Source organism: Thalassospira sp. CH_XMU1448-2 (genome assembly GCF_037027285.1).
GTDB classification, from domain to species: domain Bacteria; phylum Pseudomonadota; class Alphaproteobacteria; order Rhodospirillales; family Thalassospiraceae; genus Thalassospira; species Thalassospira profundimaris_C.
Genome location: NZ_JAYMEA010000001.1, coordinates 1,381,188 through 1,398,750 on the forward strand (window position 1 = coordinate 1,381,188; position 17,563 = coordinate 1,398,750).

12 protein-coding genes are annotated in these 17,563 nt (G+C 53.3%); 5 read left to right on the plus strand and 7 right to left on the minus strand.

The genetic code is table 11. The annotated features are described in order from the left end of the window. Nucleotides 1–6 precede the first annotated feature (6 nt). Nucleotides 7–1,680 (plus strand): FMN-binding glutamate synthase family protein, encoded by a 1,674-nt coding sequence (locus tag WA318_RS06195; RefSeq protein WP_336080307.1) that lies wholly within the window; start codon nucleotides 7–9, stop codon nucleotides 1,678–1,680. A 14-nt stretch (nucleotides 1,681–1,694) separates the two neighbouring features. Next, nucleotides 1,695–2,048, plus strand: a complete 354-nt coding sequence (locus WA318_RS06200) for a VOC family protein (protein ID WP_114099543.1) — start codon at nucleotides 1,695–1,697, stop codon at nucleotides 2,046–2,048. A gap of 65 nt (nucleotides 2,049–2,113) precedes the next feature. Here the strand turns inward: WA318_RS06200 and WA318_RS06205 are convergent, their stop codons facing one another. The 4 genes from WA318_RS06205 to WA318_RS06220 form a co-directional block, all read right to left on the minus strand. Next, nucleotides 2,114–2,482 carry a DUF4870 family protein gene (locus tag WA318_RS06205; protein ID WP_336080308.1) on the minus strand — a complete coding sequence of 123 codons (369 nt, stop codon included), beginning with the start codon at nucleotides 2,480–2,482 and terminating at the stop codon, nucleotides 2,114–2,116. Nucleotides 2,483–2,645: 163 nt separating this feature from the next. Next, the gene (locus WA318_RS06210; RefSeq protein ID WP_336080309.1) at nucleotides 2,646–3,122 is read right to left on the minus strand and encodes a GNAT family N-acetyltransferase; all 477 of its coding nucleotides are present in this window, start codon (nucleotides 3,120–3,122) and stop codon (nucleotides 2,646–2,648) included. Nucleotides 3,123–3,266: 144 nt separating this feature from the next. Next, a complete protein-coding gene (locus tag WA318_RS06215; RefSeq protein ID WP_336080310.1) occupies nucleotides 3,267–4,268 on the minus strand; it encodes a sensor domain-containing diguanylate cyclase in 1,002 nt (333 codons plus the stop codon). 72 nt (nucleotides 4,269–4,340) lie between these two features. Then, entirely contained in the window at nucleotides 4,341–5,735 is a 1,395-nt protein-coding gene (locus tag WA318_RS06220; RefSeq protein ID WP_336080311.1) for a branched-chain amino acid ABC transporter permease, read from the minus strand. A 228-nt stretch (nucleotides 5,736–5,963) separates the two neighbouring features. Here WA318_RS06220 and WA318_RS06225 point away from each other — a divergent pair, with 228 nt between their 5' ends. Next, the gene (locus tag WA318_RS06225) at nucleotides 5,964–6,671 is read left to right on the plus strand and encodes a TIGR00266 family protein (protein ID WP_114099540.1); all 708 of its coding nucleotides are present in this window, start codon (nucleotides 5,964–5,966) and stop codon (nucleotides 6,669–6,671) included. 54 nt (nucleotides 6,672–6,725) lie between these two features. Here WA318_RS06225 and WA318_RS06230 read toward each other — a convergent pair whose 3' ends face one another. Continuing rightward, a complete protein-coding gene (locus tag WA318_RS06230) occupies nucleotides 6,726–9,569 on the minus strand; it encodes a glycine betaine ABC transporter substrate-binding protein (RefSeq protein ID WP_336080312.1) in 2,844 nt (947 codons plus the stop codon). A gap of 254 nt (nucleotides 9,570–9,823) precedes the next feature. On the opposite strand from WA318_RS06230, the gene WA318_RS06235 reads away from it, so the two are divergent. Continuing rightward, complete coding sequence (locus WA318_RS06235) at nucleotides 9,824–11,227, plus strand: FAD-linked oxidase C-terminal domain-containing protein (protein WP_114099538.1); 1,404 nt, start codon at nucleotides 9,824–9,826, stop codon at nucleotides 11,225–11,227. A gap of 56 nt (nucleotides 11,228–11,283) precedes the next feature. On the opposite strand, the gene WA318_RS06240 is transcribed toward WA318_RS06235, so the two are convergent. Both WA318_RS06240 and WA318_RS06245 read right to left on the minus strand, forming a co-directional pair. After that, nucleotides 11,284–12,372, minus strand: a complete 1,089-nt coding sequence (locus WA318_RS06240) for a lipid A deacylase LpxR family protein (RefSeq protein WP_336080313.1) — start codon at nucleotides 12,370–12,372, stop codon at nucleotides 11,284–11,286. Nucleotides 12,373–12,637: 265 nt separating this feature from the next. Further along, a complete protein-coding gene (locus WA318_RS06245) occupies nucleotides 12,638–13,474 on the minus strand; it encodes a DUF2189 domain-containing protein (protein ID WP_114099536.1) in 837 nt (278 codons plus the stop codon). A gap of 469 nt (nucleotides 13,475–13,943) precedes the next feature. Here WA318_RS06245 and WA318_RS06250 point away from each other — a divergent pair, with 469 nt between their 5' ends. Continuing rightward, on the plus strand, nucleotides 13,944–17,537 hold the full coding sequence (locus tag WA318_RS06250; RefSeq protein ID WP_336080314.1) for an AsmA family protein: 3,594 nt from the start codon (nucleotides 13,944–13,946) through the stop codon (nucleotides 17,535–17,537). The last annotated feature ends 26 nt before the right edge of the window (nucleotides 17,538–17,563 follow it).

Here is a 17,563-nt window from a genome sequence, read left to right on the forward strand (position 1 = left end):
AGCACCGTGAAATTCTTCATTTTGAACCAGCGCTATTTTGTCATTATCGGCGTTGCGCTTTTGACAGTGATTTCCGTGATTTTTGCCGGGGCGGTTGATGGCTGGTTCTGGGTGCCAGCGGTCATATTCGGTTTGCTGTTTCTGGTCGGTATTCATGACCTGCACCAGACCAGGCATTCAATCCTGCGCAACTATCCGATCAGTGCGCATATCCGCTTTATCCTTGAAAGCTTCCGCCCGGAAATCCGCCAGTATCTTCTGGAAAGTGATCAGGACGAAATTCCGTTCAGCCGTCAGGCCCGTGGTCTTGTCTATCAGCGTGCCAAGGGCGTCGAAGACAAACGTCCGTTTGGCACCATCGAGGATGTCTATAAATCCGGCTATTCCTGGATCACACATTCTGTCGCCCCGACCCACATCACCGATACCGATTTCCGGGTGCGTGTTGGCGGCCCGCATTGCAAGCAGCCCTATGATTGCAGCCTTTATAACATCTCGGCCATGAGTTTTGGTGCGCTGTCGGGCAACGCGATCCTTGCGCTCAACAAGGGGGCGAAAAAGGGGGGCTTTGCCCATGATACCGGCGAAGGCAGCATTTCACGCTATCACCGCGAAGGCGGTGGTGATCTGATCTATCAGGTGGCATCGGGCTATTTCGGTGCGCGCAACGATGACGGCACATTTTCCGAGGAAAAATTTGCCAAGACTGCCTCTGACCCGCAGGTCAAAATGATCGAGCTTAAACTCAGCCAAGGGGCAAAACCCGGTCATGGCGGCATGTTGCCCGCGGCCAAGATCACAGCCGAAATTGCCGAGGCCCGTGGCATTCCGATGGGGCTGGACTGTGTTTCGCCCTCGGCACACAGCACATTCTCAACCCCGATTGGCTTGATGGAATTCATCGGCAAGCTGCGCGATCTTTCCGGCGGCAAGCCGGTTGGGTTCAAACTCTGTATCGGGCATCGCCGTGAATTCATGTCCATCGTCAAGGCGATGCTCAAAACCGGTATCACGCCTGATTTCATTGTGGTTGACGGCAAGGAAGGCGGCACCGGTGCTGCTCCGGTTGAATTCGCCAACCGTGTCGGCATGCCGATGCAGGAAGGGCTTACCTTTGTTCATAATGCTCTTCGTGGGGCGGGTCTTCGCGATCAGATCAAAATCGGTGCGGCGGGTAAAATCGTTTCGGCCTTTGATATTGCGCGGACCCTTGCCCTTGGGGCGGACTGGTGTAACGCAGCACGCGGCTTCATGTTTGCACTGGGCTGTATTCAGGCGCAAAGCTGTCACACCAACTGCTGTCCGGTGGGCATCGCGACACAGGATAAAATCCGCCAACGCGCCCTGGTGCCCGAGGATAAAAGCGAACGCGTCGCACGGTTCCACAAAAACACCATGCATGCGCTGGCCGAAATCACCGGTGCGGCTGGCCTGACCGATCCGCGCAACTTCATGCCCTATCACTTCATGGTCCGCCAAAAGGACAATGAGTTTCTTGATGGCAACGAAGCCTATCCGTACCTGCCCGAAGGCTTCCTTGTTGCCGAGACCGAGACCCCGGAACTGGCAGAATGGCATTCGCGTTGGGGCAGGGCATCTGCGGAAACCTTTGCGCCCAAGGAAATCCCGTTTGGGCCCTATAAGCGACATACCGAAGAAGTCAGCAAAGCTGCCCAATAGGATTGCAAATTCCCATGGCTGTTAAACGCATTGTTGCAAATTTCGCGGTTGACGACATCGCCAAGGCGGTAAGTTTTTACGAGGATATCCTTGGCCTTGATACCGTGATGGATCATGGCTGGATCAGAACCTTTGCGGTTGCCGGTCAGACCATGACGACACAAGTCAACTTCGCCACCGAGGGCGGCTCAGGCACTCCGGTCCCCGAAATGTCTATCGAGGTCGATAACCTTGATGAAATGCTGGGTAAAATGACTGATGCCGGGATCAGGATCGAATATGGCCCGGCGGACGAGCCGTGGGGTGTGCGGCGGTTCTATGTCCGGGACCCATTCGGGAAGCTGGTCAATATTCTGGAACATAAATGACAAAAGCCCGGCAGATATCGCCGGGCTTTTGGTCTCAGACCTCAATAATGCAAAGCGGTACGCAATCAGATCATCCAGCCGGTCGGGTTCGGATGGGGAATACCGGTGCGCAGACCGTTCAGACCCTTCACCATGCGAATGATGAACCAGACCAAGGCTGCCAGCAGAATGAACCAGCCGATGATGATCATCGAGGTGATCGAGCCAACCACGATATAAAGTATGTAAATCCAGAAGGTCCGGATCAGGAAACGGTAATGGGTTTTCGCCCATTCCGGTGCATCGCCTTTTTTGACATAGGCAAAGATCAAGCCAACCAGCCCCACCAGCGGGAGCACAATCCCGACAAGATAAAGGATATAGATCAGACGAATATTTCCGGTGAAACCTTCGTCTCCGGTGGTTTCAATGCTTACAGAGTTTGTGTCGGTCATTGTATGGTCCCGCATATATTTTTGTTTGGTGCTTGCGCAAGATAATCCCGTAATGCGTGTAAATATATTTGGCAGGGAACTGTCCGCTTTTGCAAGATAAGACTTTGCAAAAGCGGATTTTTATACGGTTTTGACAAAGCGGGTTAGAGCAGTTTCTGTTAAGTCAGGCAGCGCGCTGCATTTCCACAGTCGGGATATCGCGATCCGGCACCGGGCCAGTCACAAGGAAGCCGAATTTGCGGTAAAAGGCCTTGGCGCGTTCATTATGGGCAACGACTGTCAGGCGTACATTGGTGCGTGCACCTTTTTCGGCCAGTGCATCAAGGGCAGCGATCATCAATGCCTTGCCTGCACCACTGCCATGGGATGCCGGATCGACCATGATCCAGTCGATCTCAGGAACATCATGGATGGCAATTACATAGCCCAGAAGGGTGTCGTCCTTGGTGGCGACATAGACCGTGTGATTGGAACTGCCAAGGGCAAGCTCAAAGACACCGGTCGATTTTTCGACATAGTGTGCGACCAGACTGGCCGCAGAATCGCCCATGCCGTCGATGAAATATGTTGAGTCAGTTGCGCGTTTGGTAAGGTCGCGGATGAACGGAAGGTCGTCGGCAGTGCCTTTGCGGATCTGCATTTTTTATGCTCGTATGCGTTATTCTATTTTGCGGGTTCCAGGACCCCGGCACGCAGTCTGGGCCAAAATTCATACCATGTCGTTAATGGATGAAAGATGGTGTGACAATTTTTCAAATTACCATACGAAATATGCGAAGGGCTGCTATCGCTGACGGTTACGCTTGTCGCGATACATTTCCAGATCAGCAACCGCCATCATGTCCTCAAGACTTTGGTTAAGCGGTTCAAAGAAGACAGATGCGCCCGAACTGATTTGCGGGGTTTCGCGGATCGGGGATTTTGATGTTGGTACAGTCAGTTTGACCTGGCTAAGGGCGTTGCGCACGCGCGCAATGATTGTTGTGAGATCCCCGCGATTGCGCACATAGCCCAGAACTGCAAATTCATCCCCGCCAATCCGGCCGCAAATATCCACCTCGCGGATGCTTTCGGTGATGGCATCACCAACAGCACGCAAGGCGGCGTCCCCGGCAGCATGCCCGTAATCGTCATTCCAGTGTTTCATATTGTCGAGATCAATGAAGATGATCCCGATATTGTGGTGATATCGTTTGGCGATCCTGATTTTCTGGTGGGCAAGCAATTCGAACCCGGCACGGTTATTCAGGCCGGTCAAGGGATCGCTCATCGACAGGTTGCGCATGATTTCGAACTGTTCATACAGGCGCAGGTCCGCTTCGATCAGATCGCGAAAGACCTCCATCAATTCCTGCTGGGTCTGATCATAGCCGGTCGGATTGGTGTCAAAAACGCAAAGGGTGCCAAAGACCGATCCATTCGGCCATAAAAGCGGCATCCCCAAATAGGATATATATCCATCATCGACACGGTCGGGGTTATCGCCCCATTCGGGTTTGTCCGTTGAATCCGGTTCGTAAAAGGCGGCCTTGGTCATGACGACCCGTCGGCAATAAAGGTTCGAGTTTGCTGGCTGGGGAATAAGCGAAACCTTGGGATTGGGATTTTCGGGGTTCTGGCTGGTAAGCGCGGATAGATAGCCAAGATTTTCATTATACTCGATCACATAACCGGCCGTTGCACCCAGCAATCGGGTCATCAGATCGACAACGCGCTGCCACTTGTCGAGGGATGCCTGCATCGCCTCGTCCTGTGTGAGCCAGTCGACTGTTTTGAGCATGACCATTCTGACCGCCTTTGTCTTATACAGCCCGGTTATCCAAGCCCGCTTTGTGGCTTTCGTTCGGGTTTGTTATTTTCATATTTGTCTAATGCGCGGCGAGAACAAGCTGTCTTTTCCATCATTTACCCCCAAAAGCCCGCCGGGCCGGAGAACAAGAATGGCAGCAAGCAATCCGAAAACGGCAACGTCGCGATAGGCCCCGCCAAAATATCCAGACCAGAATGCCTCGGTCAGGCCAATGACAAAACCACCAAGCCAAGCCCCGCGCATCTGCCCGATCCCGCCCAGAATGGCCGCAACCAGTGCCTTGAATCCGAAAAGTGTACCGGAATGAAAGTTAATCACGCCATAACGCAATGCCATTATCGCACCAGTAATACCACACAAGAATCCCGCCAGTACAAATGATTGACTTTCAATGCGTTGCAGGGACACGCCGCACAGGCTCGCGGCAATCCGGTCCTGACTGATTGCCCGCCATTGCCGACCAAACCGGGTTCTGGCCATCAACCAGATCAGGCCTATGCCGATCAAGACTGCCATGCCAATCGACAGAACATCAAATCCGAGAACGCGCACGACAAAGTGGTCACTGCGCAGGACCGGAAATGAATATTGCCAAAGTGGCGGCAGATTGAAATTCCGCGCCGAAATGATGATTCGGACAAATTCCTGAATGAATAAAACGCATCCGAGTGATGCGACAATGATCGCCCGGCCTCCTGCGGCCTTGCGTCCCAGCGGGCCGAACACATTCCGCCATGTCAGATGACTAAGCCCGGTTCCGACAAACATTGCAATCAGGGCCGCAGCAATCACGATCAGGACAATGTTCCAGCCGATCCTTGATGACAGCAACAATCCCGTGATGACGGTCGAAAGGGCCGCAGTCATGACGATCTCGCCAAAGGCCAGATTGATGCGCCCGATCAGCCCGTAAATCAGTGTAAATGACAGGGCAAGCAATCCGTAAATCGCCCCGCGCGACAATCCGTTGATCGCCAACTGAACACCATAGGCCAGTCTCGATCGGATGTCGGGAACATTGGCCATCAATCCGTGCCGGTCGGCATTCTCATATCGTTCCAACGCGTAACTTCCAACCCGATCAAGCCAGAAGCGGTTGAGGATCGACAGATGGGTCGGCGAGATCGTGCCATATCGACTGGTCTCAATCCCGATCAGGATGCCGGGACTGTTGGGCATTTCGGCTGCCGCAAACTGACAGGTCAAACGATGTATCGGTAAGGATGTCGGAGGAACCGATGAGTGGGTCTTGGGAATGAAGGATGGGGACGGATCAAGAAGGATCTGATAGCGCAGGGTAATGTGCGTCGGGTCTTCAATCTCATCAAACCGGGTCAAAAGGCGGATTTTCGAAACGTCATCTTCGATCCCAGGCAGGGCAATTCGGCAGATATTGAAATTCCAGGGATTTTCAGGCTGACAGGCCATGAGGCCGATGGCCATTAACGGCATCAGCAAGACCAAACGCCAATGATGTAAAATCCTCAGCAGTTGACGCACGCAATCCCCCGGCGGAGTTGGTGATGTCATATCCTGCTTGATTTTAAGCTTTTTACAAGAACGTGATCACATTCCTTGACGGATTATTGCCCCTTTTTCTTGCGATCAGGGGCAACTGGTTTCAGACTTGCCGCAATTAACCAGATCAAACTCGAAACAGGAGACGCCCGCATGGCAGACGTGATCGACTATACGATCCATGGCGAAGAAATGCAGTTGGTTGAGATCGAACTTGATCCGGGCGAGGGGGTCCGGGCCGAAGCAGGGGCCATGATGTATATGGGCGATGGCATTGCCATGCAGACCGGAACGGGCGGTGGCCTGTTTTCCGGTTTCAAGCGCATGCTGACCGGCGAAGGGTTCTTTATCACAAGCTTTGTTCATGAAGGATCCGGCAAGGGACATGTCGCCTTTGCCGCCCCTTATCCGGGCAAGGTCGTGCCACTTGATCTTGTCGAACATGGTGGGGAAATCATCTGTCAGAAAGATGCGTTTCTGTGTGCCGCAGCCGGAATTGATATTGATATCGCCTTTTCCAAGAAACTTGGCGCGGGTCTGTTTGGTGGCGAGGGTTTTATTCTGCAGCGTCTGCGTGGGGATGGCATGGCCTTCATGCATGCGGGTGGCACGATCATTCGCAAGGATTTGCAACCTGGTCAGACATTGCGTGTTGATACCGGCGCACTGGTCGCCATGACACCGTCCATCGATTATTCGATCAAGTTTGTGGGCGGTTTTACCAACGCACTGTTTGGTGGTGAGGGGCTTTTTGTCACGACCCTTGAAGGGCCGGGGACAGTATGGCTGCAAAGCTTGCCATTCTCGCGGCTTGCAGATCGTATCGCAGCGGCTTTGCCACAGGATCGTAACAAGGGATAAAGCGACGCGATTACAGCAGGCAGGGGCGCGAAGACGTCCCCGCCTGCAATTGCATTATCCGGCCTGCTGGTTGTCCGGGGTTCTGAGGTTGAAACCGGTCAACCATTCAAGGATCAGGTCGCCATTCGCATCGACCCACTGGCGGGCAAGGGCGCTGGCGGTTGCGCCATCGCGAAGCTGGGACAGAAGTTCGACCAGTTCATCATTCGGGATCACGAAATTCTCAAGCAAGTTGGAAAGCTCGGGAAGATCGTTTGCCAGCGCCTGACGATAGGCAAGACGAATGTCTGTGTCAGGCCAGCTTGTGCCTGCCCGGTTCAATGACGTCTGATCACCATTCATGATCTGTTGCCATATTTCGGGATCATGACTGTCGGATCTGATGAAGGTAACGTCGGCACGGGTGAAAATCGTGTCGGGGTAATAGCAGAAGAACAGGGATGGACGTTTGGTCAGAGCATTGCGTTGCACCAGTGTGCTCAGGATCTGGTAATCAAATTCCCTGAAATCATAGAGTTCGTTCAGGCCATACGCGCCAAGCCGTTCACGTTCAATTTCCGATGATGCCCATCCTTCATCTCCGACCCAGATATCGCCTTTGCCATCACCGGACATGTCAAACTGTCCAGATATAGCGGGATTTTTCAGGTCCTTGATGGTTAGAGGCCCGACCGCAGCATTATCAAATCCCGCATAGCACAACCCCTGTTTCCCTTCGACCCGGTTGGTGCTGAGTTTGACGGTGCCAAATGCCCGGACATATCGACGGATCAGCCTCGGATTGTTCTGAACCCAGATTTCCGGATGGATGTCGATGCGACCGTCAGAGTCACTCATTTCGCGGAAAGCCTGATCATTTGCGCTGCTGATCAGGTTTGCTGACCGATGAATATATTCTTCGATGATATTGGCCAGGATATGTGCCTTGATCTCAGCCGAGGGCCAGTCAAGCAGGGCGATATCAATTTCGCTGCGTCCCTGTGTGCCCAGAATGGCAAGCGGTGACGTTTCGGGCATCGGGTTCTTTTCAAAGGATTGATAGAGGAACCCGTAGCCAAATCCGCCAACCAGAAATGAAAACACCGCAAAGACCCAGTAGATTGCCGGGCCGGTATCAATGTCGAAGGATTTTGATTTCAGTGTGTTGATAATCTGTTGCGAAATATCTGGCTTGGTATCGGGAGCTTTGTCGGCCCTGTCGGCGGGTTCACCTGCGAGTTTGTCGATATATTGCAGGATACTCCTGCATTGCAGGGCATGATCCCGCCGGATTTGCGTGTATTTGTCGCGGTCATGGATGATCAGCAAAAGATAGATCATTGATGTAGCGACGATCATTGCAAACAGCGATGCCGATAATGTTTCGGGCCGGAAGATCAGCGAAAACAGAACGTTGGTCGCACCCAGCAAAATCAGGATCACATATTCGCCCGGTGTGATCCGGTCACTTTCAAGGGTGAGCATCTTGTCGCCGATCCGAAACAGCTCAAGTACCTGTTCACGGTTTTCATCGGATTTGGAATAGGCCGGAAGAATGGAAGACTTTAGTGTTTCTGTATGTTCCTGCGTTTTCCCCAATACCCGAACATCGTCAAAGGCGCGCAAGAATGTATGAAGATGGATCAGGCTGTATTCGCGCAGCAGGCTGAAATGGCTCAGTCGAGCCACTTTGTGTTCGCTCTGTTCGCAAATCGCCATCAGCTTCTGGCGGAAATCCCCCAAAAGGTCCTCGCGTTCGCGGTTGAGGGATGTGGATCGTTCAAGCGCAAAGGTTGCAAGCAGAACAAAGAAGACAGTCGATACAGCAAGCAGGTCGTAGTAATTGTCGATGGTTGCCACAGGAACGACCAGAAGCCAGATCCCGATCAGGCAGATAGCAATAAACAGGAACAGCAGCGACGACTTCAGCGGATATTTAAGAGCCAGGAAAATATTCGATGAAACAATCAGCACAGAGGCGACTGCCTCGTACTGGGTCAGCAGGCGGCTATCAACAAGCGCCAGAATAATGACCGATCCGATCGGCATCAGGTACCAAAGAATGCCGACCGATGCATTTTCCGCCTGAAACACCGACAGGTCATAAAGCAGGCTGCCAATGGCAAGAATGAAGATGCCAACACAGGCAATCTGGAACATATTGAACAGATCGACATCGACAAGCTGCGGTTCACTGACAAACAGGGCAACAAGGAACAGTGGTGCAGCAAGGCTTCTGGCAAAGGTCTCAGTCAACAGACCCTTTTTGAAGTTACTTAGGGCAAGATTTTCTTCGTCAGAAACCTGTTTCCAGCCATCCATACATTTCATGCGAAACAGGCAGTTGGTCGCCATTGCGATGCCGCCAAGGAAGGCAAGGCCAATGGTCTTGAACATTTCGCCTTCAAGCAGGATCCAGTCGGCAAAGTCCATATTCGGTGCGGTCAGAAGGACAAACCCAGCGAACGCCGCGCCCGAGAAAATATAGTCATTTACCGTGATCTTGCCGGTCTTGTTCCGGTAGGCCGTATCGATATACAGAAACAGGATTGGCCAGGTTTCAAAAACCAGAATGGCAACCACGTCAAAATCAGACGACGATTTCAAAGCCCCGTACAACAGAAGATGATTAAGACAAATCATCAGTCCGGAAGTCAGCGTGGGCAGGGCAAGCAGACGGAAACGGGCACGGGAAAGTAAAACCCTGCCCAGATGTGCTATTTGACGGCGAAAGACAATGAACGCAAATATCAGGGTCGAAACAGCAGCAAAGCTGTGCGCCATTGCGGCGACCTGAAACATTCCGATCTGGTCAACAAGATGGTTGACGACCGGGGGATACAGCATCCACAGGCCGACCGACAGGACCATGAGAACAAGTGGCTGTTTGTATGTCCACGTGGCAAATTGCCGAACCATGGCGTTCTCCTGAGGGTATCGGATGCTAGATCGCTGAATTCATTTCGATCTTCCAAAATATTGGATTGTCCTCAGGGCTCAACCCCTGAGGGGAAAAAATGTCAAAATTGCAGGAATGCGCAAAAGGTAATACCAATTTTGGGGATCCCGGCGTAAGGTAGTAACCCCTTGTCGCGGGTCACTGGCTTGCGCCCCGCATAAGACAAACCGGTTTTCCGACTGTCACCAGGAACTAAAGGCCAAAGAATAACATCATGTCAGATCGCAAATATGAACGCATCGAAACCCCCGAAAGCCTGATCAGCACGTTGCGCGAAATGCTGGGGGATCGTCTTTCAACGGCGGCTGCCGTACTCGAACAGCATGGCAAGGATGAAAGCTGGCATGAGGCGTCTCCACCTGATGCGGTTGTTTTTGCAACCTCGACCGAAGAAGTTGCAGAAGTCGTCAAGCTGTGTGCAGCACATGAAGTTCCGATTGTGCCGTTTGGTACCGGTTCATCACTTGAAGGCCATGTTGCAGCCCTGCGTGGTGGTATTTGCATTGATCTTTCGCGTATGGATGCGATCATCGAGGTTAACGAAGCCGATCTTGATTGCCGGGTTCAGGCCGGTGTGACCCGTGAACAGCTTAACGAGCATTTGCGTGACACGGGTTTGTTCTTCCCGATTGATCCGGGTGCCAATGCTTCAATCGGGGGCATGACAGCGACCCGCGCGTCGGGAACCAATGCAGTGCGTTATGGTACCATGCGTGAAAACGTCCTGAGTCTGACAGTGGTGACCCCGGACGGCAAGATCATCAAGACGGCCAACCGTGCACGCAAGTCGTCGGCGGGTTATGACCTGACGCGGTTGTTTGTCGGTTCAGAAGGCACGCTTGGTGTGATTACCGAGATCGGTCTGAAGCTTTATGGCATTCCCGAAGCCATGTCGGCGGCCGTCTGTGCCTTCCCGACAGTCGATGCGGCCGTTGATACGGTGATCCTGACCATTCAGGCCGGTATTCCGGTTGCACGTATCGAGTTCCTTGATGAATTGCAGGTGCGCGCGGTCAATAACTATTCGAAGCTGGACCATAAGGAAGCACCGACACTGTTCTTTGAATTCCATGGCACCGAGGCCGGGGTCAAGGAACAAGCCGAGTTTGTGCAGTCGGTTGCAGAAGAATATGGTGCCGAGGAATTCCAGTGGGCCACCCGTCAGGAAGATCGTAACAAGCTTTGGGCTGCGCGTCACAAGGCCTATTATGCATCGCTGCAGCTGGAGCCGGGCAAGGCTGGCATGCCGACCGATGTCTGTGTGCCGATTTCAAGACTGGCCGAGGCCATTTCAGAAACCCGTGCCGATTGTGATGCGAGCCCGCTGACCTGCACCATCATTGGTCATGTCGGGGATGGCAATTTCCACACCCTGATCCTGCTTGATCCCGAAGATCCGGCACAAATGGAAGAAGCCAACCGTCTGCATAGGCGCATGGTCGAACGTGCCCTGAAACTTGGTGGTACCTGCACGGGTGAACATGGTATCGGCTATGGCAAGCTTGATTTCATGGTGACCGAACATGGCGAGGATACGATTGCGCTGATGCGTGCCATCAAGGCGGCAATCGATCCGAAAGGTCTGATGAATCCCGGTAAGTTGATTCCGGGTCTTTAAATCATCATACAATTTGAAATGCGTTACAAAACGGGGCCCGATGGCCCCGTTTTTTGTTAAAAGCGAAATGACAGGGACAGCGACCCGAACTGGTCCGCACCACTTTGGGCGGTGAATTCCGGGGTACGATAGACATGGGTGTAGGTCAGGCGCGCCTGACCTACAATGACCGCAAAACCGATCTGAAGATCGCCGACCAGCGGTTCCTTGTCGACCCATGCGCTATCGGCAAAAGTATTGCCATCAAGGGTGATATCGCGCAGCACATAGCGCCCGGCAAACCCGGCAAAAAGATAGCCACTTATCGGGAACCCTTCGGTGTCCGGAACAAAGAAATCAGACCCCGGAAGACTTGGTCGAATGCGTGGCGGCCCATAATCGGCAGGAAGGTCAAAACCCATGCGGAACATGGTCCCAAGTTCCGCATTGGTAAAGGCGTTGCCAAGGGTGACGGCGCCATGCGGGGTCGCATCAAATTCGATCCCGGCAATGTCTGCTTCAAACCAGCTGCGATATTTCCGTTCATAGGTCAGGCCGATAATCGGCTCGTTTTTGATCTGGTTGTCCCAGCCTTTGGGGCGGGGACTGTCAATGACCTTGTGGACAAAGTCCTGGGTTTTATCGGCAAGGGATGCGGGTCCGACGACACCCAGTGTTAGTTCCAGTGTGTCGATCCGCGAATAGTTGCTTTCGCCATCATCGCTACGAAGTCCGGTATCGGACAAAAGTCCGGCGGTGCCATACAGCATTCCGGCCCAGGGGCGGTCGTTGGGCTGGTTTTCCGCAATCGTAATGTCATCAGGGGTATACATGGTTTGTCCCAGCGAATAGCTGGTGCGGATGCGTCCGTCGGATGCAAAAAACGGAATCTGTTTGGCGACATTCAGAAACGCAGCCGGGGCGCTGTCTTCTGGTGACACAAAGGCAAGGCGCACGCCGTTTGTATAATGCTGATCACTATTGCTTGGCGTAAACAGATCGTTCTCGACGGATAGGGATACCCCCCATTTCTGGTCAGGTGTGCGGGTTGATTGTGGACCATCGGCGGTATTGGTTTGTGCATATGCAACACCCATTCCGGCCATAAAGGCAATCAGAGAGGTTGAAAGGGCGACAACATGACGCACTGCCGGAGCCTGATACATGGTTAACTTATCTCATGAACGCAGATGGTTGCAGGAATAGGGTTTGCAGGCTCACTGTTGACGACAGAATTTGGACAATTTGTGGCGGGATTGCCAGAACTCTATTTGGTTCCATGACATCACACAACAGCGGGTGATGACTAAACACTCCGTCGCACGGATTGTTCCAACAATACGACGAATGACAGAATGTGATCGAACGGCGGACATGAAAACGCCGCCCGGTCGGGGCGGCGTTTGTGTTCCTTATCGCTGTGGCTGGCGGTCATGGTACCTGACGACGCAGACGGGGAACGTCAGACTGGCTGGTATCGACGATTCCGCGATAGGCATGCCAGCTTGAATAGCCCAGAAGTGGCATGATAACGGCCAGTCCGAACATCAGGACAACCATGCCGCATGCAGCCAGAATGGCAATCACAGCAGCCCAGCCGACCAGAACTTTCCAGTTCTTGCGAAACGCATTTACGCTGATAATCACGGCACTGATCACATCAACGTCGCGATCCACCAGAAGCGGGATCGAGACAACCGATATGGCAAAGACAATGAATGCCAGTGCCCCGCCAAGGATGCTGCCAGTGATCAGGAAGGTCATGGCATCACGTGAAAAGAATGTTTCCCAGATCAGGACATCAAGTGACGGCATCGTGCCGTTGTAAAACAACGCAAAAAGCAGCATCGCAATACGCGTCCAGGCCAGAAAGAACAGCATCAGGACAACGCCGATGGCCCCGATCTGACCGGGATTGCGTCGGAAACCGTTCAGACTGTGCCAGATGGTGACATTTTCACCCATCTCAAGCCGCCGGCTGGTTTCATACAGACCAACCGCAACCAGCGGGGCCAGCAGCATGAACCCGGCGGCCAGTGGCAAAGTCAGATAGGGTTGGCCGGTTTGAAAGATACTCAGCACAACAAGCCATCCGGCAATAACGCAAAAAGCACCATAGGTCAGGCCAATGGCCGGTGTTTGCTTGAAGTCGCGCCATCCGGCCTGCAACCAGGAGCCGGACTGGTCTGTTGTGATGGTGCGGATGGTGATGCCATGCAGGCTTGGTTCGACCGTGTTTTCCGGGGTTTCGATTATTGTCTCGGCCATTTTATCCTCCCTGTCGCCTTGAAGCGCGCCAAACTTTCGGCAGAAATGAAAGTCAGGATTGAATTTGTTGTTTTGTAAAATGTATCATTTTAATCAGGGATTTCTAGCGTCCTGTTGGCTTTGCCCGCCATATCCGGAAGCAATCCATGCGCATCAATCTGAATTGGGCTGTTCTTTCCGTTAATTACGGAGTTGTTTTTACTTATTAAAATCTCGAAATTTTAAATTGTCGCTTGATGCCGAACCTTTGGCCTCTCACATGAAACAGACGGGATACCGAAGGTGCACCTCCATGGCAGGCAAGTCATTATATTCAGGTGCAAATGACGAACTGTGAAGAATGCAACATTCTGTTGCCATTTTCTGTTGCGAGAGCTGTCACGAGCCCTATGCTTTTGGACTTAAAATCAAATCATTGAAGGTCACTGCGACGTGCAGAATGACCTTGTGAGCGAGCGGAGCCTGACTGTTGAAAAAGATCCTTGCCGTAATCGGTGCATTAGTTGTGGTGCTTGTCGCAGCACTGCTGATCATTCCTTCCCTGATTGACTGGAATGGCTACAAGGCACAGATCAGCCAAGCCGTGCGCGATGCCACGGGGCGGGAGCTTGTTCTTGAGGGCGATCTGTCCATGTCGCTGATCCCGTCGCCGTCGCTTTCGGCAAGCCAGGTCAGCCTTGGCAATCTGCCTGGTGCCCAGGACGCCGACATGGTGTCAATCGAAGAGGTGCGTGTGTCGGTTGCCCTGATGCCGCTTCTGACGGGCAATGTTCAGATCAAGGAAGTCAGTCTGATCGACCCTGTAATCGCGATCGAGACATTCGAAGATGGCAGCAACAATCTGGTCTTCGATCCGGGACAAGCCGCACGTTCCGGGCCGGATGCAGGCACGATTACGATGCCCGAAAGTGGAACGCAGACGCCAGAACAATCACAGACAGGTGCCGATAACCCGGCAAGCGGATCTGACGATGCCGCAGGCAGCGATATCGCCAGCACGATCAAGATCGACCGGCTTGAGATCGAAAACGCGACCATCATCTATCGTGCTCCGGGTTCGGAAGAACGTATCGAAGGCCTGACCATTGGTGTATCGGCAGACAGCCTGAATGGTCCGCTTGAGGGTGAAGGGTATGTTTTCTATCGCGGTATCCCGCTGACATTCGGCTTTAATGTTGGTCAGATCAGTCAGGTTGCACCTTTCCCGGTCAGCCTGAAACTTGGCATCGACAAGGTAGATGGCGGTATTACGGTTGGTGGTCGGGTTGATCTGTCCTCGGATAATCCGGGATTTGATGGCCAGATTGATGGTAATTTCGACGATCTCCGTCAGGCAGCACTGCGCGTTGCAGGTGAAGGTGCGGATATCCCCGATATCGCCGCCAAGCCCTTTAACCTTGGCGGGCATATTGCCGCCAATGCCAAATCCGTCACGTTGAATGATTTGTCGATCCGCTTTGGTGAAACCCGTGGATCGGGTGCGATTGCGATTGATCAGGAACCGAGCATGCGCGCGGATGTCGCATTGCGGTTCAATCAGCTCGATCTTGATAGCATCCTTGTTCTGGCTGATATGGGCGACGGCAAGGCGGCACCTGCATCCGGTTCCGCTGCCGGTTCCCCGGATAAGGCCGATACAGGCACGAATGGATCAAAGAGTGCCAATGGTGCAGCTCAATCCATTCCATCGCAAAGCTCGGTGAATAACGGCAAGGCAGCCAATGCGCCCGCCATTCCGTCTGACCTGACGGCATCTATCGACTTTGAAGTCGAAACCCTGATCTATAACCAGACGCCTGTGCATAATGCGCGTATCAATGCCGCGATTGCGGATAGCAAGGTGACGCTTAATGAGGTGTCCGCCGGTCTTCCGGGGGGCACGGATCTGGCCGTCTTTGGCAGCATTTCCGGTCAGAAGCCGGAATTGTCGGCGGCATTAAGCTATGAAGTTGCATCTGAAAATATCCGGGCTGTGATTCGCTGGCTTGGTGTTGATGTCGATGGCGTACGCGCCGATCGACTGCGCCGGTTCTCCCTGACCGGCGGGATCAAGGGAACGCCTGATCAGCTTAATATTTCTGATCTTGATCTGCGGATTGATGATACCGCCATTCGTGGTGCGGTGGTCGCCAATCTGAGCGGGGAAGGGCTTCCGGCACTCGGCATCGGGTTGAAGCTTGATCGCATCAATCTTGATCAATATATGCCAAGCGCACCGGCAAATGATAACGCTGCAACAACGTCGTCAGATACTGCTTCAGGTGGTGCCACAGCAGGCGGTGCGTCGACTGATAGCGCTGCGCAGTCTTCTGCGGTCAAGGAAGACATGGTCAAGGTCATCAGGGATGCCCTGGCGCCGCTTGACGGTTTGGCGGCAAACTACCGTCTTGCTGCTGACGAAGTTATCTCATCAGGTGTTGCCGTGCGCGGCATCATGATTGATGGCAGCATCAAGGGCCGAGACATTACCCTGACCAATCTTGCTGTCTCTGATGCAGCCGGGCTTGCCGCGTCTGCCAAGGGCACCTTCAACGGGTCGGCAGATGTTCCTGCCTTTGACGGGTTGTCTGTTCGGGTAACAGCCAAGACGCTTGAGCCCTTTGCAAAGCTGACCGGGATTACGCTTCCGGCACCGGCAAGCAGCTATAAAAGCATTCAGGCAAATCTTGGTCTGAATGGTCCGGTTACCGTGCCGTCCCTTAAACTTGATGTCTCCAATCCGTTGATGCAGGTCGCCCTTGATGGTGTTGTTTCGCAGATGCTGGGTGGAAATCCCGGATTGGACGGCAAACTTGCCATTCAGGCGTCAAGCCTGAACCGCGCACTTGATCTTGTTGCGCCGACATATACACCGTCGGGCAATCTGGGGCGGTTTGCCGTTTCAAGTGCGGTCAAGGGCAATGCACAGAATATCGTCCTTGATGGTCTGAAGCTTGTGGTTGGCGCGTTTGAAACAGCGGGCAAGGTCACATTTGACGCATCACAGGCACAGCCGAAACTTTCGGTCGCACTTTCGGGCGGAAGCCTTGTGGTTGACCCGTTCCTGCCTGCCGAAAAACGCGCAAGCCTGATGCCCGGCGCGGGTAGCGGGCCGCGCAAGGCTGCCTTTAATCTGCCCTCGGGCATGAAGGTGACCAATGTCGATGCGCGTGACGGGACACCATGGGATGATACGATTATTGACGTATCGGCCCTGCGGTCGATTGATGCGGATATCGCCATCGCCCTTGATCAGCTTGATTTTGACGCCTACAGCCTTGTGAAGCCGGACCTTAAGGCAAACCTTGTGCAGGGGCTTTTGACCATCTCGAACCTTAAGGGGCTTCTGGGGGATGGTGATCTTGGTATTGATGGGACGTTCGATGCCCGTAACAGTGATGTTCCGCAACTTGCCCTTAAGGGCGGCCTTGACAAGGCGCGGATTGAAAAGCTGACACCGATCAAGGTTGCCAATGACACTGTCATTGGCGGTGCGAACCTTAAATTCGATGTCAAGGCATCGGGCAATACTTCACGTCGTCTGGTTTCTGCGCTGAATGGCACGGCCAATCTGGTCCTGACTGAAGTCCGGTTTAGCAATGCAAGCAAGCGGTCAAGTGATCCGAAGCTGAATATTGAAGCTCTGTTGCGTCAGGGGCCACAAGCCATGGTGGTTGAAGGGGTCGGCAATAATGATCTTCTGCAGTCGCTTGAAGGCGATATTGCCATCACCAACGGTATTGCCAAGACCACCCGCGTCGAAGCCCTTTCGCGGGTCGGGACGGCGGATGCCGATGCAACACTTGATCTGCCGAAATGGGTGATGGACACCACTGCTGATTTCGATTTCTCCAAAAAGATCGAAGAACTGCCGCCCTTTAGCGTCTATGCCAAAGGCAAGATCGATGATCCTGTGATCACCGGTCGCATGGACAAGATCGCGGTGAAGGTTCTTGATAACATTCTCGACAAGGCGCTTGGCGGAAGCGGATCAAGCAGCGGTGGTTCGGGTTCAGGCAGCGGATCGGCCGAAGATGCGGCAAAAGGGCTCTTGAAAGGTCTTTTGAACCAGTTTGGTCGGTAATCCCCTGACGGGCTAAAGTCAGCGAG

What these genes read in the sequence shown, in the direction of transcription:
- WA318_RS06200 (WP_114099543.1), top strand. Translation starts at nt 1,695, where the DNA reads ATGGCTGTTAAACGCATTGTTGCAAATTTCGCGGTTGACGACATCGCC.
- WA318_RS06205 (WP_336080308.1), bottom strand. Translation starts at nt 2,482, where the DNA reads ATGACCGACACAAACTCTGTAAGCATTGAAACCACCGGAGACGAAGGT.
- WA318_RS06210 (WP_336080309.1), bottom strand. Translation starts at nt 3,122, where the DNA reads ATGCAGATCCGCAAAGGCACTGCCGACGACCTTCCGTTCATCCGCGAC.
- WA318_RS06215 (WP_336080310.1), bottom strand. Translation starts at nt 4,268, where the DNA reads ATGGTCATGCTCAAAACAGTCGACTGGCTCACACAGGACGAGGCGATG.
- WA318_RS06220 (WP_336080311.1), bottom strand. Translation starts at nt 5,735, where the DNA reads ATGGCCATCGGCCTCATGGCCTGTCAGCCTGAAAATCCCTGGAATTTC.
- WA318_RS06225 (WP_114099540.1), top strand. Translation starts at nt 5,964, where the DNA reads ATGGCAGACGTGATCGACTATACGATCCATGGCGAAGAAATGCAGTTG.
- WA318_RS06230 (WP_336080312.1), bottom strand. Translation starts at nt 9,569, where the DNA reads ATGGTTCGGCAATTTGCCACGTGGACATACAAACAGCCACTTGTTCTC.
- WA318_RS06235 (WP_114099538.1), top strand. Translation starts at nt 9,824, where the DNA reads ATGTCAGATCGCAAATATGAACGCATCGAAACCCCCGAAAGCCTGATC.
- WA318_RS06240 (WP_336080313.1), bottom strand. Translation starts at nt 12,372, where the DNA reads ATGTATCAGGCTCCGGCAGTGCGTCATGTTGTCGCCCTTTCAACCTCT.
- WA318_RS06245 (WP_114099536.1), bottom strand. Translation starts at nt 13,474, where the DNA reads ATGGCCGAGACAATAATCGAAACCCCGGAAAACACGGTCGAACCAAGC.